The organism is Streptomyces sp. RKAG290, from assembly GCF_023701695.1.
Lineage (GTDB): Bacteria > Actinomycetota > Actinomycetes > Streptomycetales > Streptomycetaceae > Streptomyces.
Map to the genome: position 1 here is coordinate 2,589,060 of NZ_JAJOZC010000001.1, position 24,246 is coordinate 2,613,305.

Consider the following 24,246-nt stretch of genomic DNA (forward strand, 5'->3'; position numbering starts at 1 on the left):
GACCGGCCATGGCGGCCCGCGGCGACGGTCGGCTCTCCGTCGAACGGCTCACCGTGCTCTACGAAGCACAGTGTTCGCTCTGCGTCCACCTGCGGCAGTGGCTGATGAAGCAGCGTCAGCTGGTCCCGCTCGACCTCGTCCCGGCGGCCTCCCAGGAGGCGCGCCGCCGCTTCCCCGGTCTCGACCACTCCGGAACGCTGGAGGAGATCACGGTGATCGGTGACCGGGGGCAGGTCTACCGAGGCACCTCCGCGTGGATCGTCTGCCTCTGGGCGCTGGCCGAGCACCGGCCCAGGGCCCACTGGCTGACCACCCCGGCCGGCCGGCCGTTCGCCAGGGCGACGGTCCTCGCCGCCGCGAAGTACCGCTCCTTGACCGCGGCGCCCTGCCGGTCGGGTGGGGACGGGGACGAGGACGGCGCGTGCCTGGTGCGGGGCCCGGAGCCCGGCGCGTAGTCATCCCGGATACCCTCGGGACCGTGGTGAAGGAAGAGAAGGACGTGAAGGAAGTCAAGGCTCCCAAGAGCGAGCAGACCCGCACACTCATCCTCGAAACCGCGCTCCGGCTCTTCCAGGAACGCGGCTACGACAAGACGACGATGCGGGCCATCGCCCAGGAGGCCGGCGTCTCCGTAGGGAACGCGTACTACTACTTCTCGTCCAAGGAACACCTGGTCCAGGGCTTCTACGACCGGATCGCCGCCGAGCACGAGGCGGCTGTCCAGCCGGTTCTGGCCGGCGACAAGGACCTCGCGGCGCGTATCCGCGGGGTCCTGCTCAGCTGGCTGGACGTGGCGGAGCCGTACCACCGCTTCGCCGCCCAGTTCTTCAAGAACGCCGCCGATCCGGAGAGTCCCCTCAGCCCGTTCTCGCGCGACTCGGTCGCGGCGCGGGAGGCGGCGATCTCCGTCCACAGGCGCTGCCTGTCGGGCTCCGGCACGAAGATCGACCCCGAGCTGGCCGAGCTGCTGCCGCAGCTGATGTGGCTGAACCAGATGGGCCTGGTGCTCTACTGGGTGTACGACCGGACGGACGACGCCGAACGCAGCCGCCGCCTCGTCGAGCGCACCGCCCCGATCGTCGCGCGGGCCATCACCCTGTCCCGGTTCCGGGTGCTGCGACCGCTCGTGCGGCAGGTCTACGAGGTGCTGGAGGAGTTCCTGCCCGCAGTGGCGGGCCGGGCGGCGGACCGGCCGGCCGCGGGCGGGTAGCGGCGGGCCGAACGACGGCGGGCACGGCCGAGCGGCCGCCCCCTGGTGCCGGGACGGCCGCTCGGTGAAGCTCTGCTCGGTGAGGAGCTGACGCGCAGGTCAGATCCAGCCCAGTTCCCACAGCCGCCAGATGCCGGTGCCGTCGGAGAGGTACTGCGAACCGGCGACGTCGGGCTTGGCGACGACGTAGTCCTTCTTCTGCCACAGCGGTACGAGCGGCACGTCCTCGCCGACCAGCTTCTGGAGGTCCTTGAAGTCGGCCGAGGTGCGGCTGCGGTCGCTGTACTCCAGCGTGGAGTTGATCAGCCGGTCCATCTTCTTGCTCGTGTAGCCGTTGTGAAGGCTGGTGTCACGGCCGACGAGCGGCTGGCTGAAGGTGTCGGGGTCCGGGTAGTCGGGGAGCCAGCCGACGGTGTACGCGTCGTACTTGCCGGCCGCGTACCCCTTCTGGAACGCCTTCCACTCCACGGCCTTCACGGTGACCTTGAACAGGCCGTCCGCCTCCAGCTGGCGCCGGATCTCCGCGGTCTCCTTCGTGTACGCGTCGTCGTCGCGGTAGGCGAAGGTGATGTGCAGCGGCAGCTGCACGCCCGCTTCCTGCATCAGCTTCCTGGCCTGCTTGGGGTCGGGCGAGGGGTACTCGTCGAAGAACGGGGTGCTGTGCCCGATGTAGCCCTGCGGGATCAGCGAGTAGAGCGGTTCGACGGTGCCCTTGTAGACATCGGTCACCAGCGGGGCGCGGTCGATGATGGCCGCGATGGCCTGCCGGACCCGCTTGTCGGCGAGCGGCGCCCCGGCACGGACGTTGAAGACGAGGTTGCGGATCTCCGCGCTGTCCGCCTCCGTCACGTGCTGGTCGGCGTCACCCGGGTCGAGCGCGGCGAGCGTGGACGGCGGGAGCTGACGGTGCGTGACATCGATCTGGCCCGACTTCCAGGCGGCCAGGAGCTCGTCCGACTGCTTGTAGTAGCGCACGGTGACCGGACCGCCGGTCTCCTTCAGTGCGCCCCGGTAGTTGGGGTTCGGCTCCAGTTCGGCGCTGACGCCCGGCTCGTACGACTTCAGGACGTACGGCCCCGAGCCCGTCACCGCGGCGTCGGAGCGCAGCTTGTCGTCCGGGTAGTCCTCCCGGTCGACGATCGAACCGGCCCCGGTGGCGAGCTTCTGCGGGAACGTCGCATCGCGCGAGGAGAGGTTGAAGGTGATCGTCCGGCCCTCGGACACCACGCTCTTGAGGCTGGGGAACAGCACGGACGGGCCGACGTCCGTCTTGATCCTGATCATGCGCTCGAAGGAGTACTCGACGTCCGCGCCGGTGATCTTCCGGCCGTTGGAGAACGACAGGTCGTCACGGAGCTTGCACTGGTACGTCTGGAGCTTCCCCCCGATGAACCCGCAGCTTTCGGCGGCGTCCGGCTCGGGGACGATCGCTCCGGAGTGGAACGTCATGAGGGACTGGTAGACGTTGCTGTACATCGCCCAGGATCCGGCGTCGTAGGCGCCTGCCGGGTCCAGTGAGGTCACCTCGTCCGTCGTGCCGACCGTGACCGGGTCGTCCTTCGCCCCGTCCGAGGGAAGCAGCTGCCAGGCGCCGACGCCTGCTATGACCAATACCGCGAGAATCGCGAGAATCCGTAGCCGGATCGACCGCATTGCCGTGCACTCCCTTAACTGCCCCACCTCGGTGTCGCGCTCAGATACGCAGATCACCGCACGTTCGGGCTCAGCCAATCACACGATTTTCACAACTGGAAGAGGAAATCGGAGGCTCATAGCCTTTTGTTCGTTACTTGAAACCTTGGGCGGATAGGTCGAATACAGAGGGTTCATGCCCGGTCACCGATCCGGCCCGGAAGTGGTGTTCGGGCGGAGTCGGGAGGGAGATCCGGCGGAGATCCGGTGGTGGCTTGCGGGTTGGGCCCGAAGGTCTTCCGGTGTGACCCGGCATGTTCCGGACGGAACAGCCCTCAGGCCTGCCGGGAAGCGAGCTCGACGACGGTGATGTCCGAGGGTGCGCCGACCCTTACCGGCGGGCCCCAGGCACCCGCGCCCCGGGTGACGTACAGCTGGGTGTCGCCGTAGCGTTCGAGCCCGGCGACGGTGGGATTGGACAGCTCCGCGATGTAGTTGCCCGGCCAGAGCTGACCGCCGTGGGTGTGCCCGGAGAGCTGCAGGTCCACGCCGTGCGCGACCGCCTCGTCGATGAGCACCGGCTGATGGGCCATCAGCACGGCCGCGCGGGTCCGGTCGCGGTCGCCGAGGGCGCGGTCGAAATCGGGGCCGTGCCCTTCGCTCTCCCCTCCGATGTCATTGACCCCGGCCAGATCGAAGCCGGCGATCTCGACCCGGGAATTCTCCAGCGGGTGCAGCCCCAATTCCCGCACGTGGTCGACCCATTGGGCCGCTCCGGAGTAGTACTCGTGGTTACCCGTGACGAAGAAGGCGCCGTGCCGTGAGCGGAGCCGGGCGAGCGGTTCGGCGGCCGGGCCGAGATCGGCGACCGATCCGTCGACCAGGTCCCCGACGACCGCGATCAGGTCGGGCTGGGTGCGGTTGACCGTGTCGACGATCCGCTGGGTGTGGTCCCGGCCCAGGATCGGACCGAGATGGATGTCGCTGACGACGGCGATCCGGAAGCCGTGCGCGGAGCGGGGCAGCCGGGCGAGCGGGATGGTGACGCGCTTGACCCGGGGGCCGCGCAGCACCCCGTAGGTGCCGTAGCCGACCGTGCCGAGCCCTGCGACGGCGGCGGCGCCGCCGACGGCCCGCGCGACGAAGAGCCGGCGCGAGGAGGTGTCGGCTGCGGGTACGGCCGCCGGCGGTGCTGCGGTCCTGGTGCCCGCGGCGGCCGCGCCGGCGTCCGATGCGGCGGGCCCGGTCTCCGGCACCGGCGCCGCCCCGGCCGGCGATCCCGCCGCACGGCGGGCGAGCAGCCTGCGCAGCAACGGCCGTACCGCCTCGCCGACCAGCAGGGCCAGCGTCAGGTACAGCAGCGCGGCCAGCCACAGATAGCCCGGCCAGGCCAGCACCTGCTGCAGCCAGAAGGGCACACCCGAACGGCCGGAGACCAGGGCGCCGACGCTCAGCAGCGGCAGGACGTACGCGGCCACCGTGCCTGCCCTGCGCAGCGGACTCCCCGCCGTCGTCGTGTCACCGACGAATCGGCGCCATACGTAGCGGTGCACGGCGACGAGCAGCGCGAGCACCACGATCGCCACCAGAGCGAATCCGACGACTGCCATGTACAGGTCCCCGCCCGTTTTGTCCGCACTCGGTCCCTACTCGAAACCTGGGAGCTAAGCGCCCCGGCTGCGCAACGCCCTGACGCCACGGAACCCGATCACGCCTACCGCCGTCCCCAGAAGAAAGGACGTGATGGCGAGCAGCAGATGCACCCAGAAGTACGCAGTAGGGTCACCCGCGTCGTCGAAGGCGAGACCGCTGCCGTCCTTCCACAGGTTCTTGACGAAAGTGATCCAGATGAACCAGCTCCACACCCCGAAGGCGAGCAGGAACCAGGAGACGGGGCGGCTGAGCTTCATGGAATCAGTATCTCCGCCTCGCCCCGGCCGACTCGCCCGGGGTGGGCTGTCCCGGCGGTCCGCCCGGCGGGTCATACCGTCGGTGTCCATTTTCAGATCAACTGCATGTACGTTTTCGACCGTGTCAGCTCTCAAGAAGACCGCGTTGGCGGTCACCTCTGCCGCTTTGCTGTCCGCTTTCGTCGTCAGCCCTGCTTCGGCGGTCGTCAAGGACAGCTCCGACGACGAGCCGAAGCCGCCCTCCGGGATGTCGCAGGTCGGCGGGGAACAGCTCGGCCGCACCGGCACCCAGGTCAATCTCGGCGCCGGCGCCCCGGTCCTGCCCAAGGATCTGACCGGCAGGTCCTGGATGGTCTCGGACGCGGAGAGCGGCGAGGTGCTCGCCTCGCACAATCCGCACTGGCGGCTGCCCCCGGCCTCCACCCTGAAGATGCTCTTCGCGGACACCGTGATGCCGTCGCCGGCCCTGCAGCCGAACACCCGCGAGTACACGGTGAAGGACGCGGACCTCGCCGACCTCGGCGAGGGGAGCAGCCTGGTCGGCGTCAAGGAGGACCTCAGCTACACGGTGCACGACCTGTGGCTCGGGGTCTTCCTGCGTTCGGGCAACGACGCGGTGCACGTGCTGGCCTCGATGTACGGCGGTGTCGGCAAGACCGTCACCGACATGCAGGCGCACGCCGAAGAGCTGCAGGCCCTGGACACCAATGTGGTGTCACCCGACGGCTACGACGCCCCGGAACAGGTCTCCAGCGCGTACGACCTCACACTGTTCGCCCGCAGCGGGCTGCAGAAGGCGGACTTCCGCGAGTACTGCGCGACCGCCGAGGCGGAGTTCCCCGGCAAGAAGGAGAAGGGCGAGAAGCGCGAGAGCTTCGGCATCCAGAACACCAACCGGCTGCTCACCGGGGCCGACGGGGTCAGCGCGTACAAGGGCATCGCGGGCGTCAAGAACGGCTACACGACGCACGCGGGCAACACCTTCACCGGTGTCGCCGAGCGCAACGGCAAGGTGCTGCTCGTCACCGTCATGAACCCGTCGTCCAACGAGACGCACGCGGTCTACAAGGAAGCGGCGAGCCTGCTCGACTGGGGCTTCGACGCAGCCGGCAAGGTCACCCCGGTGGGCGAACTGGTTCCCCCGAAGTCCGCCGTGACCGGCAACGGCAAGGGCTCCGAGGCCGACAAACCTGCCGGGAACAAGGGCAAGCACGGTCCGGCCCACAGCAAGGCCGCTGCCGCGGACGGCTCCGGCGGGGTCGGGATCGCGCTGGGTATCGCCGGCGGGGTGCTGGTGCTGCTGGGCGGGGCCGCGTTCCTCGTCAACCGGCGCTGGCCGCTGCCGGACCTGGTGCGCCGCCTCCCTCGCCGCTGACCCGGCCGCCCGGGGCCTTGCCGTCCCGGGCGCCCTCGTCGCCGGCGTCCCCCTCGCCGTCGGGCAGGGGCTCCTCGGCGTCCTTGCTCCGCGTCGCCGTCCAGGCGGCGCAGAACAGCAGCAGCTTCGCGGTGAAGTTGATCCACAGCAGCAGCGCGATCGGCACGCCGAAGGCCCCGTACATGCTCTTCGACGCGACACCCCTCATATAGCTGCCGAGCAGCAGCTTGAGGAGTTCGAAGCCGACCGCGCCGGTCAGCGCGGCGACCACCAGCCGGCGGCGCGGCGGCTCGACCCCGGGCAGCAGGGTCAGCAGGTAGAGCAGCAGCAGGAAGTCGGCGACCACCCCCACCAGCAGGGCCGCGATCCGAAGCAGCACGCCGCCCGCGCCGTCCTCGGGGATGTTGATCAGATCGGCGATCCAGCCGACGGCGACGGAGCCGACGGACGAGATCGCCAGGGTCACCAGGGCCGCGCCGCCCAGGCCGAACAGCACCCCGGCGTCCTTGAGTTTGCGGATGACCGGATTGCCCTGGTCCAGGTCGTCCATCTCCCACACCGCGCGCAGGCAGTCCCGCATCGAACCGACCCAGCCGATGCCGGTGAAGAGCAGCAGCGCACCGGCCACCAGCCCGACCGTTCCCGCATGGGCCACCAGGTTGTCGATGCCCAGCTGGTCGGAGATGCCGGGCACCTGCTCGGCGACCTTGTCCTTGATCTTGTCCAGCTGCTCAGTGGAGAGCAGCGCCGCGCCGATGGCGGCGGCGACCGCGATCAGCGGGAAGAGCGCCAGGAAGCTGATGAACGTGATCGCCGCGGCGAGCCTGGCCCAGTGGACCCGTTCCAGCGTCTCGTAGCTGCGCCAGGCGTGCGTCTCCATCAGCCGGGAGACGAGCGGACCGATGACGGGGAGTTTTTTGAGCCAGTCCATGACGTACGACTACCCTCCCGGGCTCCGAAAACCGATGTCCGTTCTGCCGCGCAGGAGATGACACCTCCGCAATCACCCATTTCGGTGAGTGTTGTAACAAATCCCTCAAAGGTGTTTTCTCGGGCGATACGGTCACCCTCATGTCTGTCGACACCGTGTCCCTGACCGGCTGGGGCCGTACCGCCCCGACGACCGCCGTGCGCTTTCGCCCCCGCAGTTACGAGGAGGCGGCGGCGACCGTGCGCGGCTGCGGGCCCCGCGGCTCGATCGCCCGCGGCCTGGGCCGGGCACACGGCGACGCGGCGCAGAACGCGGGGGGCTCCGTCCTCGACATGACGGCGCTGAACCGGATCCGCACCATCGACGCGGGGGCCGGCCTGGTGGTCTGCGACGCGGGCGTGAGCCTGCACCGGCTGATGGAGGTGCTGCTCCCGCTCGGCTGGTTCGTGCCGGTGACTCCGGACAGCCGGTACGTCACGGTGGGCGGCGCCATCGGCTCCGACGTGCACGGCCGCAATCACCGCACCGCGGGCTCCTTCTCCCGCCACGTGGCGGGGTTCGACCTGCTCACCGCCGACGGCGAGGTCCGCACCGTCCGGCCCGGGACACCACTCTTCGACGCGACCGCGGGCGGCATGGGTCTGACCGGAGTGATCCTTTCGGCCACGCTCCGGCTCCTCCCCGTCGCCACCTCCCTGATGTCGGTCGACACCGAACGGGCCGCCGATCTCGACGACCTGCTGGCGCGGCTCACCGTGGGCAGCCGCAGCCGCTACGAGTCCGCCTGGATCGACCTGACCTCCCGCGGCAGGGCGACGGGCCGGGCCGTTCTGACCCGAGGGGAGCACGCCCCACTGGACGCGCTCCCGGCGCACGCCCGGCGCACACCGCTCAGCTTCCGCCCCTCCCAGCTGCCCGCCGCCCGCTCGCTGGTGCCCGACCTCGTGCCCGGAGGGATGATCGGCCGCACCTCCGCAGCCGTCCTGGCCGAACTCCGCTACCGCCGCGCCCCCAGGTTCCGCACCGGCGAACTCCAGCGGATCTCCGCCTTCTTCCACCCGCTGGACGCCGTGCCGCACTGGAACCGGATCCATGGGCGGGCCGGGTTCGTCAACTACGAGTTCGTCGTCGGGGACGGGCAGGAGGAGACGCTGTACCGGATCGTCCGGCAGATCTCGCAGCGCCGCTGCCCGTCGTTCCTCGCCGTGCTCAAACGGTTCGGCACGCGCGATCCCGGCTGGCTGTCGTTCCCGGTGCCCGGCTGGTCCCTGGCCCTCGACCTGCCGGCCGCCCTGCCGGGGCTGGCCCGCTTCCTCGACGGCCTGGACGAGGAGGTGGCGGCCGCCGGCGGCCGGGTCTGCCTGACGGACGACTCCCGGCTACGGCCGGACGCGGTAGCCGCGATGTACCCGCGGCTGGACGAATTCCGTGCGCTGCGGGCCGAGTTGGACCCGAACGGGGCGTTCCGGTCGGACCTGTCGCGGCGCCTGTCGCTCTGACCGGCGCGCCGCCCCTGCACCGCCGCCCCTCCCCTCTTCCGTCCTCCCCCTCCGCCTTATGTAAGGAGCGTTTCCGTGAAGGATGCCTTCGGTGCCCCGCAGTCCCTGCTCGTCCTCGGCGGCACATCGGAGATCGGGCTCGCCACCGCACGCCGCCTGATCGCCTGCCGCACCCGCACGGTCTGGCTGGCCGGGCGCCCCTCCCCCGCCCTGGACTCGGCCGCGGCCGAGCTGCGGAGCCGGGGGCCTACGTCCGTACCGTCGACTTCGACGCCCTGGACACCGAGTCCCACGAGACCACTCTCGGCAAGATCTTCACCGAGGGGGACATCGACATGGTGCTCCTCGCCTTCGGCATTCCCGGGGACCAGGAGCGCGACGAGGAGGAGCCCCTCTCCGCGGTCCGGGTCGCCCAGACGAACTACACCGGGGCCGTCTCCGCCGGGCTCGTGTGCGCCGGCGCACTCCAGGCGCAGGGTCACGGCTCGCTGGTGGTGCTGTCGTCGGTGGCAGGGGAGCGCGCCCGGCGTGCGGACTTCATCTACGGGTCGAGCAAGGCGGGCCTGGACGCCTTCGCGCAGGGGCTCGGGGACGCGCTGCACGGCACGGGTGTGCATGTGATGGTCGTCCGCCCGGGTCTCGTGCGGCCGGCCGGGGCCGCGCACGGGACGGACACCCGGGCCGGGACGGCCGGGGCACCGCTCGCGACGATCCCCTTCACCCGGACCCCGCTCGTCACCACGCCCGACGCGGTCGCGGACGCGATCGTGACGGGGCTGCGGCGGCGTTCGGAGACGGTGTGGGTGCCGGGGGCGCTGCGGGCGGTGATGTCGGCCCTGCGGCATGTGCCGCGGCCGCTGTTCCGGCGCCTGCCGGTCTGACCGGGCGGTTGGTCCCGGCGCCTGCGGGCCGGGCCGGTGGGTCCTGCGCCGCCGGCCCGCGCCGGCGGGTCAGGGACGGAGGGAGGGCGCGTCCACGGAGCTGCCGCTCTGCGCGGGGACGGCGGGGGCGCCACCGCCCGCCCCGAACGGGAACTCGTTGATCTTGCGCCAGACGCTGTCCGTGCCCTGCTCGTACAGGGCGAAGGAACCGCAGGTCCATGCTGCCTCGTAGTCGGCGAGCTCCGCGTACGCCCGGTCCATCGCCTCTTCGGTGATGTCGTGCGCCACGGTCACATGCGGGTGGTACGGGAACTGGAGCTCGCGCACGAGCGGGCCGGAGGCGTCCCGGACCCGCTTCTGGAGCCAGGAACAGGCCGAGGCGCCCTCGACGACCTGGATGAAGACGACCGGCGACAGCGGGCGGAAGGTGCCCGTGCCGGACAGCCGCATCGGGAAGGGGCGGCCGCCGGTCGCGATTCCGGCGAGGTGCGCCTCGATCGCGGGCAGCCGGGCCGCCTCCGCCTCGGTCGGCGGAAGAAGGGTGACGTGGGTGGGAATGCCATGGGCGGCAGGGTCCCCGAAGCTCGCGCGCCGCTGCTGGAGCAGGCTGCCGTAGGGCTCCGGGACCGCGATCGAAACGCCGAGCGTTACGGTCCCCACGTCGTTCTCCTCAATCCTCGATGGTCTGTTTTCAGCCACTGGCGGCCACAAGCTTCACGCCGCCAGTGTGCCGCCTGTGGAGGTGGTACCGCCAGGGTCCTTGGACTCAGTGCTTCGCGGGCAGAAGGCCCATTCGGTCATAGGTCCGCGCCAGGGTCTCGGCGGCGACGGCCCGGGCCTTCTCCGCGCCCTTGGCCAGGATGGAGTCCAGCGTCTCGGTGTCGTCGAGATATTCCTGGGTGCGGGTGCGGAACGGTGTGACGAAGTCGACCATCACCTCGGCGAGGTCGGTCTTCAACGCACCGTAGCCCTTGCCCTCGTACTTCTGCTCCAGATCCGGCACCGAGGTGTCGGTGAGGGTGGAGTAGATGGTCAGCAGATTACTGACACCCGGCTTCTCGGCCCGGTCGAAGCGGATCACCGTGTCGGTGTCGGTGACCGCGCTCTTCACCTTCTTGGCGGTGGTCTTCGGCTCGTCCAGGAGGTTGATCAGGCCCTTCGGGGTGGCCGCGGACTTGCTCATCTTCGCCGACGGGTCCTGGAGGTCGTAGATCTTCGCCGTCTCCTTGAGGATGTACGGGTCCGGCACGGTGAAGGTGTCGCCGTAGGTGCCGTTGAACCGCTCGGCGAGATTGCGGGTCAGCTCCAGGTGCTGGCGCTGGTCCTCGCCCACCGGGACCTGGTCGGCCTGGTAGAGCAGGATGTCGGCGACCATCAGCATCGGATAGGTGAAGAGCCCGACGGTGGTGCGGTCGGCGCCCTGCTTGGCCGACTTGTCCTTGAACTGCGTCATGCGGGACGCCTCACCGAAGCCGGCCAGGCAGTTCATGACCCAGCCGAGCTGGGCGTGCTCGGGGACATGGCTCTGGACGAAGAGCGTGCAGCGCTCCGGGTCGAGCCCGGCGGCGAGCAGCTGGGCGACGGCGAGCCGGGTGTTGGCGCGCAGTTCCGCGGGGTCCTGCGGGACGGTGATCGCATGCAGGTCGACCACCATGTAGAAGGCGTCGTGGGACTCCTGCAGGGCCACCCACTGGCGGACCGCGCCGAGGTAGTTGCCGAGGTGGAACGAGCCTGCGGTGGGCTGGATTCCGGAGAGCACACGGGGACGTTCAGAGGCCATGGACTCATTGTCTCAGGTACGGAACCGATCTCGGGCAGCCGGTGTATGAAAGGTGTGAGGACGTGGGAGGGGGCCCCGCGGACGGGCCGGAAGGGGATCGGGCCGGGCGGGCGCGGACTCCGAGGACGTGGTGCACGGCTGCTGCGGATCGTCGTGAATGAGACGAAGAGCACAGATCAGGCACTTCCGGTGCCAGTCGGCGGCCCCTTCTCGATCTCCGGCACGGCGGTGGCCGCGGCTACATACAGCGGAAATCGCGGGCGCGCCGCGAACTGAAGGTTTCCTCGTCGGAGATCCGACCGACGATACAAAGTGGGCACGACCCCAGCCCACGCCGCACGACGAACGGAGATCCCGTGTCGACCACGGAAACCGCCATCGCCTCAGCCGAGGCGCACAGCGCGCACAACTACCATCCGCTGCCCGTCGTCGTCGCCTCGGCGGACGGCGCCTGGATGACCGATGTCGAGGGCCGACGCTACCTCGACATGCTCGCCGGCTATTCGGCACTCAACTTCGGCCACGGCAACCGGCGTCTGATCGACGCGGCCAAGGCGCAGCTGGAGCGGGTGACCCTCACCTCGCGGGCCTTCCACCACGACCGGTTCGCCGACTTCTGTACGCAGCTCGCCGAGTTGTGCGGCATGGAGATGGTGCTGCCCATGAACACCGGGGCGGAGGCCGTGGAGACCGCGGTGAAGACCGCCCGGAAATGGGGCTACCGGGTCAAGGGCGTGCCGGACGGGATGGCGAAGATCATCGTCGCCGCCGACAACTTCCACGGCCGGACGACGACCATCGTCAGCTTCTCCACGGACCATGAGGCCCGGGCGGACTTCGGCCCGTACACACCGGGGTTCGAGATCGTGCCCTACGGGGACCTCACCGCGCTCCGGGAAGCGATGACCGAGAACACCGTGGCGGTTCTGCTGGAGCCCATCCAGGGTGAGGCCGGCGTGCTGGTGCCCCCGTCCGGCTATCTTCCCGGGGTCCGGGAGCTGACCCGGGAGCGGAACGTGCTGTTCATCGCGGACGAGATCCAGTCGGGCCTCGGCCGGACCGGAAGGACCTTCGCCTGCGAGCACGAGGGCGTCGTGCCGGACATGTACGTGCTCGGCAAGGCCCTGGGCGGTGGAGTGGTGCCGGTGTCGGCCGTGGTGTCGTCGGCCGCGGTGCTGGGGGTGTACCGGCCGGGCGAGCACGGTTCGACGTTCGGCGGCAATCCACTGGCCTGCGCGGTCGCGCTGGAGGTCGTCGCGATGCTGCGTACCGGCGAATACCAGCAGCGGGCGGCCGAGTTGGGCGATCACCTCCATCAGGAGCTGGGCTTGCTGGTGGGCGGGGGCGCGGTGCAGGCGGTGCGTGGGCGCGGGCTGTGGGCGGGCGTCGACATCGATCCGGCACAGGGCACGGGCCGGGAGATCTCCGAGAAGCTGATGGACCGCCGGGTCCTCGTGAAGGACACCCATGGTTCGACGATCCGGATCGCTCCGCCGCTGGTGATCAGCAAGGAGGACCTGGACTGGGGCCTGGAGCAGCTCCGCGAGGTCCTGCGCGGCTGACCGGGGCCTGGCGGTACCCGGTGCTGGCGGTGCCGGGGCCGTCGCGCTGCCGGCAGTAGAGTCGCCGTTGTGCTCCTGGGGATGATCTGCGCGCTCGGTTCAGCGGTCTGCTTCGGTACGGCCTCCGTCCTTCAGGCCGTCGCCGCGCGGGCCGCCGCCGAGCCGGGAGCCGGGGCGGGGGTCGATCCGGCGCTGCTGCTGCGGGCCCTGCGCCAGTGGCGCTACGTCGCCGGGCTCGCCCTCGACGGCCTCGGATTCGTCCTCCAGATCATCGCCCTGCGCTCCCTGCCCATCTACGCGGTGGGGGCCGCACTCGCCGCGAGTCTCGCCGTGACCGCCGTCGTCGCCGCACGCCTCCTCGGGGTCCGGCTGAGCGCCACCGAGTGGACGGCCGTCGCCGTCGTCTGCGCGGGCCTGGGCATGCTGGGGCTCGCCTCCGGCGGGGAGGGACACCTGACCGGATCGGACGCGCTGCGCTGGTCGATGCTCGGCATCGCCATCGGCATCCTGCTGATCGGTACGGCGGCCGGCCGGCTGCCCGAGCGGTCCCGCGCCCTGGTCCTGGGGCTCGGTGCGGGATGCGGTTTCGGGGTGGTGGAGGTCGCCGTCCGGCTGATCGACGACGTGTCGCCGTCCGCGCTGGTGACCAACCCCGCTGTGTACGCGCTGCTGGTGGGGGGCGGTTCGGCGTTCCTGCTGCTCACCTCGGCGCTGCAGCGCGGTTCGGTGACGACGGCGACGGCCGGCATGGTGCTGGGCGAGACGATCGGGCCCGCGCTGGTGGGCGTCATCTGGCTCGGGGACCGCACCCGCGAGGGGCTCGGCTGGCTGGCGGTCACGGGCTTCGCCGTGGCTGTGGCCGGTGCGCTGGCCCTGGCCAGATTCGGCGAGGCCCCGGCGGAGACCCCCGAACCAGCGGTCCCGGGCACGCGGTAGGTGCGGGGTGGCCGTCGACGGTAGGTGCGGGGTGGGCCGCGGTTCGCCGTACGTCCCGGGCCCGGCCAGTCCCGAGGCCCCAGACGCCATCCGGGGCCTGCCCCGGATGGCGTCTGGGCTCCCCCCGAGTGCGGCTCTCAGGGCAGCACTCGGCACAGCGCGTCCAGCGTGCCGGCCCATGCGCTGTCGGTCGGTGTTCCGTAGCCGATGACCAGCGCCTCCCGCCCCGCCTCGGCGTCCGGGTGCCGGAAGAAGGACAGCCCCTGCACCGCCAGCCCCTGCCAGGCCGCCGACCGGATCACCTCGGCCTCGCTCCCTTCCGGCAGTTCGAGGACGGCGTGCAGCCCGGCGGCGATCCCGCTGACCCGGATGGCGGGGGCCCGTTCCGCCAGCGCCGCGACGAGCTGGTCGCGGCGGTTGCGGTAGCGCAGCCGCATGGAGCGCACATGCCGGTCGTACGCGCCCGAATCGATGAACTCCGCGAGCGTCAGCTGGTCCAGCGCGCTCGTCGCCCAGTCGCTCAGCCCCTTGGCCGCGGTCACCTCCCCGACCAGGGCCTGCGGCAACACCATCCATCCGAGCCGCAGCCCCGGTGCCAGGGACTTGCTGACCGTCCCCAGGTGGACGACGCGTTCGGGGTCCAGGCCCTGGAGCGCCCCGACCGGCTGGCGGTCGTAGCGGAACTCCCCGTCGTAGTCGTCCTCCAGGATCAGGCCGCCGGTGCTCCGCGCCCAGTCCACCGCCGCGGCCCGCCGGTCGGGGTGGAGCGGCACACCGGTCGGGAACTGATGCGCCGGTGTCAGCAGCACCGCGCCCGCACCCCGCATCCCGTGCAGTTCGCCGGTCCTGCAGCCGAGTTCGTCGAGCGGCAGGCACGGGATGCGCAGCCCGGCCTCGGTGAGCAGCCCTGTGTGCACATCCAGTCCGTACGACTCGACGGCCACCTCCCGCACCCGCCGCTGCCGCAGCACCTTGCCCATCAGCGTCAGACCGTGGACGAAGCCGGAACAGATCACGATGGTCTCGGGGTCGGCGTAGACCCCGCGGGCCCGGGACAGATAGCCGGCCAGCACGGTGCGCAGCTCGACGCGGCCGCGTGCGTCGCCGTATCCGAAGGCGTCGTTGGGCGCCGCGGTCAGGGCCCGCCTGGCCGCCTTGAGCCATTCGGCGCGGGGGAACGTCGCCAGGTCGGGCGAGCCGGGCATCAGGCTGTAGGCCGGCCTGCTGCGCGGCGGCCGGGAGCGCGGTGTCCTGGCCGCGGCCCGGCGCGGCTCGGCCCGCTGCGCCACCCGGGTACCGGAGCCCTGCCGGGCGGTGAGCCAGCCCTCGGCGACCAGTTCCGCGTACGCGTCGGCGACGGTGTTGCGCGCGATGCCCAGGTCGGCCGCGAGTGTGCGGGAGGACGGCAACCGGGTGCCCGGCGCCAGCCGCCCGGTCCTCGCCGCCTCCCGCAGGGCATCCATGAGCCCGGCCCGCAGTCCGGTTGCACCGGACGGGTCAATGTGCAGGTCAGCACCGAAAGTGGCCCAGGGATCCGTCATGAGAATGGACCATACCGGTGCGCCAACCGGCACGTAACGTCGTATTCATGACGACAGAAACGCACCACCACGCAACGTCCGAGTACACGACCGAGCACACGCCTCGCATGCAGTGGGCCGAGCACGCCCCCGAGGTCTACAAGGCGATGGCCCGCATGGAGGCCGCGTCCCGCAAGGGGCTCGACCCGGTCGTGGCCGAACTGGTGAAGATCCGGTCCTCGCAGCTCAACCACTGCGCCTTCTGCCTCGACATGCACACCAAGGACGCGCTCGCGGCGGGCGAGTCGGTCCAGCGGATCGTGCAGCTCAGCGCGTGGGAGGAGTCGCAGCACTTCTACACGCCGAAGGAGATCGCGGCGATCGAGCTGACCGAGGCGGTGACCGTCCTGACCGACGGTTTCGTGCCGGACGAGGTGTACGCGAAGGCCGCCAAGCACTTCGACGAGGCCGAGCTCGCCCACCTCATCGCCGCGATCATCACGATCAACGCCTGGAACCGGTTCGCCGTGACCACCCGGATGGTCCCGGGCCACTACACCCCCGGCGACTTCCGCTGACCCCCTCGGCCCGCCCGGTCCACCCCGCCTCGCCCCAGGAGCCACTTCGATGACCGCGTCCGCTCTCCGCGCGCTGCACCACGGCCGCGCCTCCGGCGATCCCCTGGTCCTCCCCGGCCCGTGGGACGCCGCGAGCGCCCGGGTGTTCGCCGACGCCGGTTTCCCGGCCCTCGCCACCCCGAGTGCGGGGGTCGCGGCCTCGCTCGGCCACGAGGACGGGGCGACGCCCGCTGCCGAGATGTTCGCGGCGGTGGCCAGGATCGCCCGTGCCGTACCCGTCCCCGTGTCGGCCGACATCGAGTCGGGCTACGGGCTCGCGCCGAAGGAGCTGGTGGAGCGGCTGCTCGCGACCGGGGCCGTCGGCTGCAACCTGGAGGACTCGGTGGACGGTGTCCTGATGGATCCCCGGTGGCAGGCGGACCGGCTGGCCGAGGTGCGGGCGGCCGCCGGGGACCAGCTCTTCGTCAACGCACGTGTCGACACCTATCTCCGCGGCTCGTCGGACGGCGCCGAGCAGGAGGAGGAGACCGTGCGACGTGCCCTGCTGTACGTGGCGGCCGGCGCGGACTGTGTCTACCCGATCGGTGCCCCGGCCGAGGCCCTGCCCCGCCTGGCCGCCGCCGTACCCGCGCCGCTCAACGCCCTCGCCCGGCCGGACGGCCCGGGTCCGCGCCGGCTCGGGGAGCTGGGCGCCGCCCGGATCACCTTCGGCCCCGGGCTGCAGCGCCGGGCCATGGCAGCCGTGCGCGCGATCGCCGACGGCCTGGCCGACGACTGACCGCCCTCCCGGCCCACGGCACAACGCCACCGCCCCCGGCAGCGACTGACTGCTGCCGGGGGCGGTGGCGTACCCGCGAACGGGTCTTCGGATCAGATGAGGCCGAGCTCGCGGACCGCGTCGCGCTCCTCGGTGAGCTCCTTCACCGACGCGTCGATGCGCGCACGGGAGAACTCGTTGATGTCCAGGCCCTGGACGATCTCGTAGGCGCCGTCCTTCGTGGTGACCGGGAAGGACGAGATGATGCCCTCGGGAACGCCGTAGGAGCCGTCCGAGGGATACCCATGGAGGTCCAGTTGCCCTCGGCGGTGCCGTTGACCCAGGTGTACACGTGGTCGATGGCGGCGTTCGCGGCGGAGGCGGCCGAGGACGCGCCACGGGCCTCGATGATCGCGGCGCCGCGCTTGGCGACGGTCGGGATGAAGGTGTCGGCCAGCCAGGCCTCGTCGTTGACGAGCTCGGCGGCGTTCTTCCCGGCGATCTCCGCGTGGAAGATGTCCGGGTACTGGGTCGCCGAGTGGTTGCCCCAGATCGTCAGCTTCTTGATGTCGGAGACGGCGGCACCGGTCTTGGCGGCCAGCTGCGAGATCGCGCGGTTGTGGTCCAGGCGGGTCATCGCGGTGAAGCGCTCGGCCGGTACGTCCGGGGCCGCGGCCTGCGCGATGAGCGCGTTGGTGTTGGCCGGGTTGCCGACGACGAGGACCTTGATGTCGTCCGCGGCGTTGTCGTTGATGGCCTTGCCCTGCGGCTTGAAGATGCCGCCGTTGGCGGAGAGCAGGTCGCCGCGCTCCATGCCCTTGGTGCGCGGGCGGGCGCCGACGAGCAGGGCGACGTTCGCGCCGGCGAAGCCGACGTTGGCGTCGTCGGTGATCTCGATGTTGCGCAGCAGCGGGAAGGCGCAGTCGTCGAGCTCCATCGCGGTGCCCTCCGCGGCCTTGAGACCCTGCGGGATCTCCAGGAGACGCAGGTTGACCGGCACGTCCGGGCCGAGCAGGTGGCCGGAGGCGATGCGGAAGAGCAGCGCGTAGCCGATCTGGCCGGCTGCGCCGGTCACGGTGACATTCACGGGAGTGCGGGTCATGGCGATCTCCGTTAGACAGCTGGCGGTGGGGGCTCCTGGCCCCTGGTGCGGGACATCCCTGAATCTTGATGTGAAGAGATATCCGGCGATCAGGCTATCCGACCCGGAACCCGGTGACTGCCCGCCCCCCTGTGGCACCGCACACAACCGGTCACTCCCCGCTCAACCGGTTCTCCCCGCGCGCCCGGTCGCTCCTCGCCCGCTCACTCGCCGCTCAGCCGATCGTCGCTCGCCGCTCAGCCGGCAGCTTCGGCCGTGCACCCCTTCGTGCCGGTGGCAAGGGTGGCGCACGCCTTGACGTCGGCGACCCGCCGCACGGCGACCATCGGGGTGTAGGTGTCGACGGCGGCGGAGACGGTGCCGTCCTGCCCGGCCCCACCCGCGGTGATCCGCACGGTGTCGCCCGCGGCCGCCTTGGTGATCCGGGCCCACGCCGCCGCGCAGGTCTTGCTGTAGCGCACCTCGACGAGGCTTCCGCCGACGGTGGCGCTGGAGAGGGTACGGGCGTACTCGCCGCCGCAGCCCATTTCCTCGGGGTCCTGTCCGGCACAGCGGGGGCCGCTGCACCCGACCCCGGCCGGCAGCTTCGGCGCGCTGGCCGTCGGTGTCGGGGAAGGGGCGGCCCTGTCGCCCTCGGAGTCACCGCCCGAGCCGGTCAGCAGCACCACGCCGGTCACCACGAGCAGGACGCCCACCGCGGCGGCGGCGATCACGAGCGGGGTGCGGCGGCCCTTCTCACGCCCCTGGCCCCGGCCACCGTCACGTCGGGAGGGCGGCCGGCCGTCGGCGCCCGCGACGCCCGCGTGGACGGCCGCTTCGGGCGGCAGGCCGAATCCCGCCTGCGTCCCCGGGCCCGGCCGGGCCTGCGGCTGCTGCGGCACCCGCGGTACGGATCCGCGCTGGAGCGGTACGGACGGCGAACGGCCCCCGCCGGACAGGCCCGGTGCCGTGCCGCCCGCGCCCTCGGCCGTGCCGACGGCGCCGGAGGGGCGGCTCCTGCCGTGGCCGCGCGACGGCTGCCCCGTCTCACCGAGCGCAGCCCGCGCCTGGGTTATCCGGATGGCTTCCATCGTCATGTCGTGGCGCATCTCGGCACGGCTCCAGGCCCGTTCCGCCAGCTCCCACATGGTGTTCAGGTGCACCTGGTTGGTGCCCGTCACCTCGGCCAGCGCGACGATCGCGCCCCGGGGCGCGAGCAGCCGCCCGTTCAGATACCGCTCCCACGACGTCCTGCTGTACCCCGTGCGGTCGGCCACCGCGGCGAGGCTCAGCCCACTGCGGTCGACGAGTCTGCGCAGCTGTCCGGCGAACTCCCGGACCTGCGGGTCGAGATCCTCCGGCAGCGCCTTCCAACGAGGCATTGCTTCCCCCTGCTTCCCACGTCGCTTCGTTTCGGCCTCCGCAGCCCCGGACGCACCCGGCGCAGCGCTCGCCGCCCTGCCCCCTGTCCGGAACCGGTGGTCTTCCGTTCCGAACTACCCAGGTAGATGCGCGAACGCGGACTGCCAGTTCCTGGGGAGGGAGCGCACGGTTGCACTCGGGGGTCCGGCGCGCGTCCATGCGCGCCCCTGCCCCTGTCCGCCGGGTCAGTCTGCCACCGTTGCCTGACGATCACACCGTGGCGGAATGGTCACTTCCGTGCCACAGGCCGCAGTCATCCCTTGTTCCGGCGCGCCCCGTCCACAAGGCTGAAGTCAGGACGGGGCAAGGCCGCTCAACTCGCCGCATTCCGGAGCTTTTCGCTCCGGTGCGCCCCGCCTCCGGCGTCCGTCCCTCCTCGGGGGAGGGGACGGGCGCCGGCCCTGCGCGGGTTCAGCGGATCGTGAAGTGGACGGCGTTCTCCAGGAACGGGACGTCCAGCCACGGCTTGGGCTGCGCCATCAGCGAGAGCATCACGATGAGGACGCCCAGCAGTCCGTACGTCACCAGGTCGGTGAACCTGGAGCGCACCGCGAGCATGCCCACCGACGGGACGAGGAGCCGGAGCGCCGCTCCCCCGATGAGCGCCACGCCGATCAGTATCGTGCCGACCCGGAAGGCCTGCTCGAAGCCGTCGACGGCCACGATCAGCAGGCCGATCCCGGCCGTGCAGAGCACCGCGAGCAACGGCCACTGGCGGGCGGGTGCCGGTGCGTCCCGGTCCGCCGCCCGGCCGCCGCCCTCGGGCCGCGCGGTGTCCCTGGTGAACGACGGGAACCGCCTGGAGCGACGCCCGGCGGGGGCCTCGGGCTCCGGATCGGGGCCGGGTGCCGGGTGACTTCCGGTGCGGCCGTCCGCGCCGTCCCCCTGCGCTGTTGACGCACCGTCGGCCGGGGCATCGGCCACACCGCCGGCAGCCGGGGCTTCGCCTTCCGCCGGGGTGACGACCGCGCCGCCGGCCGGGGCTTCGGCCTCTGCCGGGGCTTCGGCTTCGCCCTTACCCGCTGCCGCGTCCTCGGCCTGCTCGCCGGCCGGCCCGTCCGCCGAGGCGGCCCGGTCGGCCGGACTCGTACCAGCACCCATGGGGTTCCTTCCGGATCGGATCAGCCTGCGGACGGGGCGGCGTCGCGCTCGGCCGCCTCGACCACGTTGACGAGCAACTGGGCGCGGGTCATCGGGCCGACACCGCCCGGGTTCGGCGAGATCCAGGCGGCGACCTCGGCCACGCCCGGGTGCACGTCGCCGACGATCTTGCCGTTCTCGTCCCGGCTGACGCCGACGTCGAGCACGGCCGCGCCCGGCTTCACGTCCTCGGGCTTGATGATGTGGGGCACACCGGCGGCGGCGACGATGATGTCGGCCTGCCGGAGCTGGGCGGAGAGGTCGCGCGTACCGGTGTGGCACTGGGTGACCGTGGCGTTCTCGGACTTACGGGTCAGCAGCAGCGGGATCGACCGGCCGATGGTGACGCCGCGTCCGACGACCACGACGTGCGCGCCGTTGATCTCCACACCGTGGTGACGGAGCAGCTGCACGACGCCCTGCGGGGTGCAGGGCAGCGGGCCCGTCTCGTTGAGCACGAGGCGGCCGAGACTCATCGGGTGCAGGCCGTCGGCGTCCTTGGCCGGATCCATCAGTTCCAGGACCTTGTTGGTGTCGATCCCCTTGGGGAGGGGGAGCTGCACGATGTAACCGGTGCACTCGGGGTCGTCGTTGAGTTCCCGTACGACGTCCTCGATCTCCTCCTGGGTGGCGGTGTCGGGGAGTTCGCGCTGGATCGAGCCGATGCCGACCTGGGCGCAGTCACGGTGCTTGCCGTTCACGTACCACCTGCTGCCCGGGTCGTCCCCGACCAACAGGGTTCCCAGGCCAGGGGTGATACCCCGGGCCTTGAGGGCCGCCACGCGGACGGTGAGATCGGACTTGATCGCGGCTGCGGTGGCCTTGCCATCGAGAATCTGGGCAGTCATGGGGCATTCTCGCGGATGACCCCGCCCACGGACCAATTGCAGGTGTCCCCCGTGGACACAAGATTGCAATTGGACAACTTCCGACCCTTGCGGCTGGACAAACTTACTTCCCGCTTATAACGATGAAGGCCGCAGTGCCGCAGAAGTACCCGGGGGCGGACCGCTGTCTTTTTCTTCCTCCACGCGGCCGCGATTTGTCCCCGTACGTCCTTGGAGGAAACGCCCACATGAGCTTCGGCGACCCGAACAACCCTACGGGCAGCAGCCCGGACAGCCGCCGCAGGGCCAGCCGGGCTACGGCTACCCGCAGGCCCCCCAGGGCGTGCCGCAGCAGGGCCAGCCCGGCTACGGCTACCCGCAGCAGCCCGGCGTGCCCCAGCAGGGCTACGGCTACCCGCAGCAGCCCGGCTACGGCGGTCAGCCGCAGTTCGCCGGCTGGTGGAGCCGGTTCGCCGCCCTCCTGCTCGACGGCCTGGTCATCTCCATCCCCTACGGCATCCTCGTCGGCATCGGTGCCGCTGTGGGTGGCGGCGCGGGTTCCGCCATAGCCATGCTCGGCATCCTCGTCGGCATCGGGCTCGGCCTCTTCAAGCTGTACAAGGAGGGCACCACCGGGCAGTTCATCGGCAAGAAGGCCCTCGGCATCAGCCTGCTGCGCGAGGCCGACGGACAGCCCCTGGGCTTCGGCATGGCCTTCGTCCGCTACCTCGCCCACTTCGTGGACAGCATCGCCTGCTACATCGGGTGGCTGTGGCCGGCGTGGGACCCGAAGAAGCAGACGTTCGCGGACAAGATCTGCTCCACCCTGGTGGTCAAGGTCGGCTGACCTGCTCCCGGACGGACCCGAGGGCCGTAACCCGACGCGGATCGCGTGGGGTTACGGCCCTCGGTCGTGCCGTGCGAGCGACTCAGTGGAAGAAGTGCCGGGTGCCCGTGAAGTACATCGTCACGCCCGCCTTCTTCGCGGCCTCGACCACCAGCTCGTCGCGGACCGAACCGCCCGGCTGGGCCACGGCCTTGACGCCGGCCGCGGTCAGGATCTCCAGCCCGTCGGGGAAGGGGAAGAAGGCGTCGGAGGCCGCGTACGCGCCTCGCGCCCGCTCCTCACCCGCGCGCTCGACGGCGAGCTTCGCGGAGTCGACGCGGTTGACCTGGCCCATGCCGACGCCGACCGAGGCACCGTCCTTGGCGAGCAGGATCGCGTTGGACTTCACCGCGCGGCACGCCTTCCAGGCGAAGGACAGCTCCCGCAGCTCGTCGGCGTTCAGCGCCTCGCCGGTGGCGAGCGTCCAGTTGGCCGGGTCGTCGCCGTCGGCCTGGAGGCGGTCGGTGACCTGGAGCAGTGCGCCGCCGTCGATCGGCTTGACCTCGACCTGGGCCGACGGGGCCTGGGGGCAGCGCAGCACGCGGATGTTCTTCTTGCGGGTGAGGACCTCGACCGCGCCGTCCTCGTACGCCGGGGCGACGATGACCTCGGTGAAGATGTCGGCGACCTGCTCGGCCATGGTGACGCTCACCGGGCGGTTGACCGCGATGACGCCGCCGTACGCCGACAGCGGGTCGCAGGCGTGCGCGTTGCGGTGCGCCTCGGCGATGTCGTCGGCGATCGCGATGCCGCACGGGTTGGCGTGCTTGATGATCGCGACGCACGGCTCGGCGTGGTCGTACGCGGCCCGGCGCGCGGCGTCGGTGTCCGTGTAGTTGTTGTACGACATCTCCTTGCCGTGCAACTGCTCGGCGCCGGCCAGGCCGCCCGTGCCGGAGGTGTACAGCGCGGCGGGCTGGTGCGGGTTCTCGCCGTAGCGCAGGACGTTGCCGCGCTCGTACGTCGTGCCGAAGAAGTCGGGGAAGCCCGAGTCGTCGGCGGCGGCGTAGTCGGCGGCGAACCAGGAGGCGACGGCCACGTCGTACGCGGCGGTGTGCTGGAAGGCCTCGGCGGCGAGCCGCTTGCGGGCCGTCAGGTCGAAGCCGCCCGCCTTGACGGCGGCGAGCACGTCGGCGTAGCGACCGGGGCTGGTGACGACGGCGACCGACGGGTGGTTCTTGGCTGCCGCCCGGACCATGGAGGGCCCGCCGATGTCGATCTGCTCGACGCACTCGTCGGCGGATGCGCCGGAGGCGACGGTCTCCTTGAACGGGTAGAGGTTGACGACCACCAGGTCGAACGGCTCCACGCCCAGCTCGGCGAGCTGCTCGCGGTGGGCGTCCAGGCGCAGGTCGGCCAGGATGCCGGCGTGGACGCGCGGGTGCAGCGTCTTGACGCGGCCGTCGAGGCACTCGGGGAAGCCCGTGAGCTCCTCGACCTTGGTGACCGGCACGCCGGCGGCCGCGATCTTCCCGGCGGTGGAGCCGGTGGAGACCAGCTCGACACCCGCCTCGTGGAGACCGCGCGCGAGGTCTTCGAGCCCCGTCTTGTCGTAGACACTGACCAGGGCGCGGCGGATGGGCTTATTCACCGACATGACCGAGATGAACCTTTCGTCCCTCAATGCGATAGCCGTCACGGGCGAGCCGCCCCACGGCCTCGACGAGCAGCTTGCGCTCGACTTCCTTGATGCGTTCGTGGAGAGCTGCTTCACCCTCCGGGGTGTCCTCTTCGGTCACCTCGACCACGCCCTGCGCGATGATCGGACCGGTGTCGACGCCGTCGTCGACGAAGTGGACGGTGCACCCGGTGACCTTCACGCCGTACGCGAGCGCGTCACGCACGCCGTGGGCACCGGGAAAGCTGGGGAGCAGGGCGGGGTGGGTGTTGATGAACCTGCCGCCGAATCCGGCGAGGAACTCCTTGCCCACGATCTTCATGAAGCCCGCGGAGACGACGAGGTCCGGGCGGTGCCCGGCGGTGGCCCCGGTGAGTGCGGCGTCCCACTCCTCGCGTGACGCGTGGTCCTTGACCCGGCACACGAACGTGGGGATCCCGGCACGTGCGGCCCGGTCCAGGCCGGCGATACCGTCCCGGTCCGCGCCGACCGCCACGACCTGCGCGCCGTACCCCTCGGGGTCGGCACCGATCGCGTCGAGCAGGGCTTGGAGGTTCGTACCGGAACCGGATACCAGCACGACCAGGCGGGCCGGGGCGGCGGAGGAGGGCGGGGAGGCCACGGCTGGGCCCTTTCTCGCGTGTGGAGCAGTTCGAAGCTGCCGTACCGCCTGCCGCGTTGCGGGTGCGGCGGAGCGGCGG

General features: G+C 71.2%; 20 protein-coding genes and 3 pseudogenes. 10 read left to right on the forward strand and 13 right to left on the reverse strand.

Going from position 1 to position 24,246, the window contains the following annotated elements; translation table 11 throughout:
• The first annotated feature begins 8 nt into the window (after window positions 1-8).
• Both LNW71_RS10960 and LNW71_RS10965 read left to right on the forward strand, forming a co-directional pair.
• Entirely contained in the window at window positions 9-455 is a 447-nt protein-coding gene (locus LNW71_RS10960) for a DCC1-like thiol-disulfide oxidoreductase family protein (protein ID WP_250968083.1), read from the forward strand.
• 23 nt (window positions 456-478) lie between these two features.
• Complete coding sequence (locus LNW71_RS10965) at window positions 479-1,210, forward strand: TetR family transcriptional regulator (protein ID WP_250968084.1); 732 nt, start codon at window positions 479-481, stop codon at window positions 1,208-1,210.
• Window positions 1,211-1,309: 99 nt separating this feature from the next.
• Here the strand turns inward: LNW71_RS10965 and LNW71_RS10970 are convergent, their stop codons facing one another.
• The 3 genes from LNW71_RS10970 to LNW71_RS10980 form a co-directional block, all read right to left on the reverse strand.
• Window positions 1,310-2,863 carry an ABC transporter substrate-binding protein gene (locus LNW71_RS10970; protein ID WP_250968085.1) on the reverse strand — a complete coding sequence of 518 codons (1,554 nt, stop codon included), beginning with the start codon at window positions 2,861-2,863 and terminating at the stop codon, window positions 1,310-1,312.
• Between the two features lie 314 nt (window positions 2,864-3,177).
• Window positions 3,178-4,452 (reverse strand): metallophosphoesterase, encoded by a 1,275-nt coding sequence (locus LNW71_RS10975; protein ID WP_250968086.1) that lies wholly within the window; start codon window positions 4,450-4,452, stop codon window positions 3,178-3,180.
• A 54-nt stretch (window positions 4,453-4,506) separates the two neighbouring features.
• Window positions 4,507-4,752 (reverse strand): SCO4848 family membrane protein, encoded by a 246-nt coding sequence (locus LNW71_RS10980; RefSeq protein ID WP_250968087.1) that lies wholly within the window; start codon window positions 4,750-4,752, stop codon window positions 4,507-4,509.
• A gap of 121 nt (window positions 4,753-4,873) precedes the next feature.
• Here LNW71_RS10980 and LNW71_RS10985 point away from each other — a divergent pair, with 121 nt between their 5' ends.
• Window positions 4,874-6,127 carry a D-alanyl-D-alanine carboxypeptidase family protein gene (locus LNW71_RS10985; RefSeq protein ID WP_374119383.1) on the forward strand — a complete coding sequence of 418 codons (1,254 nt, stop codon included), beginning with the start codon at window positions 4,874-4,876 and terminating at the stop codon, window positions 6,125-6,127.
• Here the strand turns inward: LNW71_RS10985 and LNW71_RS10990 are convergent.
• Entirely contained in the window at window positions 6,075-7,058 is a 984-nt protein-coding gene (locus LNW71_RS10990) for a YihY/virulence factor BrkB family protein (protein ID WP_250968089.1), read from the reverse strand. The two genes, LNW71_RS10985 and LNW71_RS10990, sit on opposite strands and share 53 nt — an antisense overlap.
• 140 nt (window positions 7,059-7,198) lie before the next feature.
• On the opposite strand from LNW71_RS10990, the gene LNW71_RS10995 reads away from it, so the two are divergent.
• Window positions 7,199-8,557, forward strand: coding sequence for an FAD-binding oxidoreductase (locus tag LNW71_RS10995; RefSeq protein WP_250968090.1), 1,359 nt, complete (start codon window positions 7,199-7,201; stop codon window positions 8,555-8,557).
• A gap of 75 nt (window positions 8,558-8,632) precedes the next feature.
• Window positions 8,633-9,438: pseudogene (locus LNW71_RS11000) on the forward strand (decaprenylphospho-beta-D-erythro-pentofuranosid-2-ulose 2-reductase).
• Between the two features lie 69 nt (window positions 9,439-9,507).
• On the opposite strand, the gene LNW71_RS11005 reads toward LNW71_RS11000, so the two are convergent.
• Together LNW71_RS11005 and trpS are read right to left on the reverse strand one after the other, a co-directional pair.
• Window positions 9,508-10,098, reverse strand: coding sequence for a 2'-5' RNA ligase family protein (locus LNW71_RS11005; RefSeq protein ID WP_250968091.1), 591 nt, complete (start codon window positions 10,096-10,098; stop codon window positions 9,508-9,510).
• Window positions 10,099-10,204: 106 nt separating this feature from the next.
• Window positions 10,205-11,218 carry a tryptophan--tRNA ligase gene (gene trpS / locus LNW71_RS11010; protein ID WP_250968092.1) on the reverse strand — a complete coding sequence of 338 codons (1,014 nt, stop codon included), beginning with the start codon at window positions 11,216-11,218 and terminating at the stop codon, window positions 10,205-10,207.
• Window positions 11,219-11,574: 356 nt separating this feature from the next.
• On the opposite strand from trpS, the gene rocD reads away from it, so the two are divergent.
• Window positions 11,575-12,780: an ornithine--oxo-acid transaminase gene (gene rocD, locus LNW71_RS11015; RefSeq protein WP_250968093.1), complete on the forward strand. Its 1,206-nt coding sequence runs from the start codon at window positions 11,575-11,577 to the stop codon at window positions 12,778-12,780.
• Window positions 12,781-12,861: 81 nt separating this feature from the next.
• Window positions 12,862-13,716, forward strand: coding sequence for a hypothetical protein (locus LNW71_RS11020; protein ID WP_250971968.1), 855 nt, complete (start codon window positions 12,862-12,864; stop codon window positions 13,714-13,716).
• A gap of 137 nt (window positions 13,717-13,853) precedes the next feature.
• Here LNW71_RS11020 and LNW71_RS11025 read toward each other — a convergent pair whose 3' ends face one another.
• The gene (locus tag LNW71_RS11025) at window positions 13,854-15,257 is read right to left on the reverse strand and encodes a PLP-dependent aminotransferase family protein (RefSeq protein WP_250968094.1); all 1,404 of its coding nucleotides are present in this window, start codon (window positions 15,255-15,257) and stop codon (window positions 13,854-13,856) included.
• Between the two features lie 47 nt (window positions 15,258-15,304).
• Here LNW71_RS11025 and LNW71_RS11030 point away from each other — a divergent pair, with 47 nt between their 5' ends.
• Both LNW71_RS11030 and LNW71_RS11035 read left to right on the forward strand, forming a co-directional pair.
• Window positions 15,305-15,814: a carboxymuconolactone decarboxylase family protein gene (locus LNW71_RS11030; protein WP_250968095.1), complete on the forward strand. Its 510-nt coding sequence runs from the start codon at window positions 15,305-15,307 to the stop codon at window positions 15,812-15,814.
• A gap of 49 nt (window positions 15,815-15,863) precedes the next feature.
• A complete protein-coding gene (locus LNW71_RS11035; RefSeq protein WP_250968096.1) occupies window positions 15,864-16,592 on the forward strand; it encodes an isocitrate lyase/phosphoenolpyruvate mutase family protein in 729 nt (242 codons plus the stop codon).
• Window positions 16,593-16,684: 92 nt separating this feature from the next.
• Here LNW71_RS11035 and LNW71_RS11040 read toward each other — a convergent pair.
• The 4 genes and pseudogenes from LNW71_RS11040 to LNW71_RS11055 form a co-directional block, all read right to left on the reverse strand.
• Window positions 16,685-17,673 (reverse strand): annotated as a pseudogene (locus LNW71_RS11040) (malate dehydrogenase).
• 236 nt (window positions 17,674-17,909) lie between these two features.
• Window positions 17,910-19,034, reverse strand: coding sequence for an XRE family transcriptional regulator (locus LNW71_RS11045; protein WP_250968097.1), 1,125 nt, complete (start codon window positions 19,032-19,034; stop codon window positions 17,910-17,912).
• A 451-nt stretch (window positions 19,035-19,485) separates the two neighbouring features.
• Window positions 19,486-20,175, reverse strand: a complete 690-nt coding sequence (locus LNW71_RS11050) for a DUF3017 domain-containing protein (RefSeq protein ID WP_250968098.1) — start codon at window positions 20,173-20,175, stop codon at window positions 19,486-19,488.
• A 20-nt stretch (window positions 20,176-20,195) separates the two neighbouring features.
• Complete coding sequence (locus LNW71_RS11055; protein WP_250968099.1) at window positions 20,196-21,062, reverse strand: bifunctional methylenetetrahydrofolate dehydrogenase/methenyltetrahydrofolate cyclohydrolase; 867 nt, start codon at window positions 21,060-21,062, stop codon at window positions 20,196-20,198.
• A 227-nt stretch (window positions 21,063-21,289) separates the two neighbouring features.
• Here LNW71_RS11055 and LNW71_RS11060 point away from each other — a divergent pair.
• A pseudogene (locus LNW71_RS11060) lies at window positions 21,290-21,888 on the forward strand (RDD family protein).
• Between the two features lie 82 nt (window positions 21,889-21,970).
• On the opposite strand, the gene purH reads toward LNW71_RS11060, so the two are convergent.
• Entirely contained in the window at window positions 21,971-23,524 is a 1,554-nt protein-coding gene (gene purH / locus LNW71_RS11065) for a bifunctional phosphoribosylaminoimidazolecarboxamide formyltransferase/IMP cyclohydrolase (protein WP_250968100.1), read from the reverse strand.
• Window positions 23,511-24,167 carry a phosphoribosylglycinamide formyltransferase gene (gene purN / locus LNW71_RS11070; protein ID WP_250968101.1) on the reverse strand — a complete coding sequence of 219 codons (657 nt, stop codon included), beginning with the start codon at window positions 24,165-24,167 and terminating at the stop codon, window positions 23,511-23,513. Before purN ends, purH begins: the two co-directional genes overlap by 14 nt.
• Between the last annotated feature and the right edge of the window lie 79 nt (window positions 24,168-24,246).

Coding starts and splice junctions, on each gene's coding strand:
- LNW71_RS10960 (WP_250968083.1), top strand. CDS start 9: ATGGCGGCCCGCGGCGACGGTCGGCTCTCCGTCGAACGGCTCACCGTG.
- LNW71_RS10970 (WP_250968085.1), bottom strand. CDS start 2,863: ATGCGGTCGATCCGGCTACGGATTCTCGCGATTCTCGCGGTATTGGTC.
- LNW71_RS10975 (WP_250968086.1), bottom strand. CDS start 4,452: ATGGCAGTCGTCGGATTCGCTCTGGTGGCGATCGTGGTGCTCGCGCTG.
- LNW71_RS10980 (WP_250968087.1), bottom strand. CDS start 4,752: ATGAAGCTCAGCCGCCCCGTCTCCTGGTTCCTGCTCGCCTTCGGGGTG.
- LNW71_RS10990 (WP_250968089.1), bottom strand. CDS start 7,058: ATGGACTGGCTCAAAAAACTCCCCGTCATCGGTCCGCTCGTCTCCCGG.
- LNW71_RS10995 (WP_250968090.1), top strand. CDS start 7,199: ATGTCTGTCGACACCGTGTCCCTGACCGGCTGGGGCCGTACCGCCCCG.
- trpS (WP_250968092.1), bottom strand. CDS start 11,218: ATGGCCTCTGAACGTCCCCGTGTGCTCTCCGGAATCCAGCCCACCGCA.
- LNW71_RS11020 (WP_250971968.1), top strand. CDS start 12,862: ATGATCTGCGCGCTCGGTTCAGCGGTCTGCTTCGGTACGGCCTCCGTC.
- LNW71_RS11025 (WP_250968094.1), bottom strand. CDS start 15,257: ATGACGGATCCCTGGGCCACTTTCGGTGCTGACCTGCACATTGACCCG.
- LNW71_RS11030 (WP_250968095.1), top strand. CDS start 15,305: ATGACGACAGAAACGCACCACCACGCAACGTCCGAGTACACGACCGAG.
- LNW71_RS11035 (WP_250968096.1), top strand. CDS start 15,864: ATGACCGCGTCCGCTCTCCGCGCGCTGCACCACGGCCGCGCCTCCGGC.
- LNW71_RS11045 (WP_250968097.1), bottom strand. CDS start 19,034: ATGCCTCGTTGGAAGGCGCTGCCGGAGGATCTCGACCCGCAGGTCCGG.
- LNW71_RS11050 (WP_250968098.1), bottom strand. CDS start 20,175: ATGGGTGCTGGTACGAGTCCGGCCGACCGGGCCGCCTCGGCGGACGGG.
- LNW71_RS11055 (WP_250968099.1), bottom strand. CDS start 21,062: ATGACTGCCCAGATTCTCGATGGCAAGGCCACCGCAGCCGCGATCAAG.
- purH (WP_250968100.1), bottom strand. CDS start 23,524: ATGTCGGTGAATAAGCCCATCCGCCGCGCCCTGGTCAGTGTCTACGAC.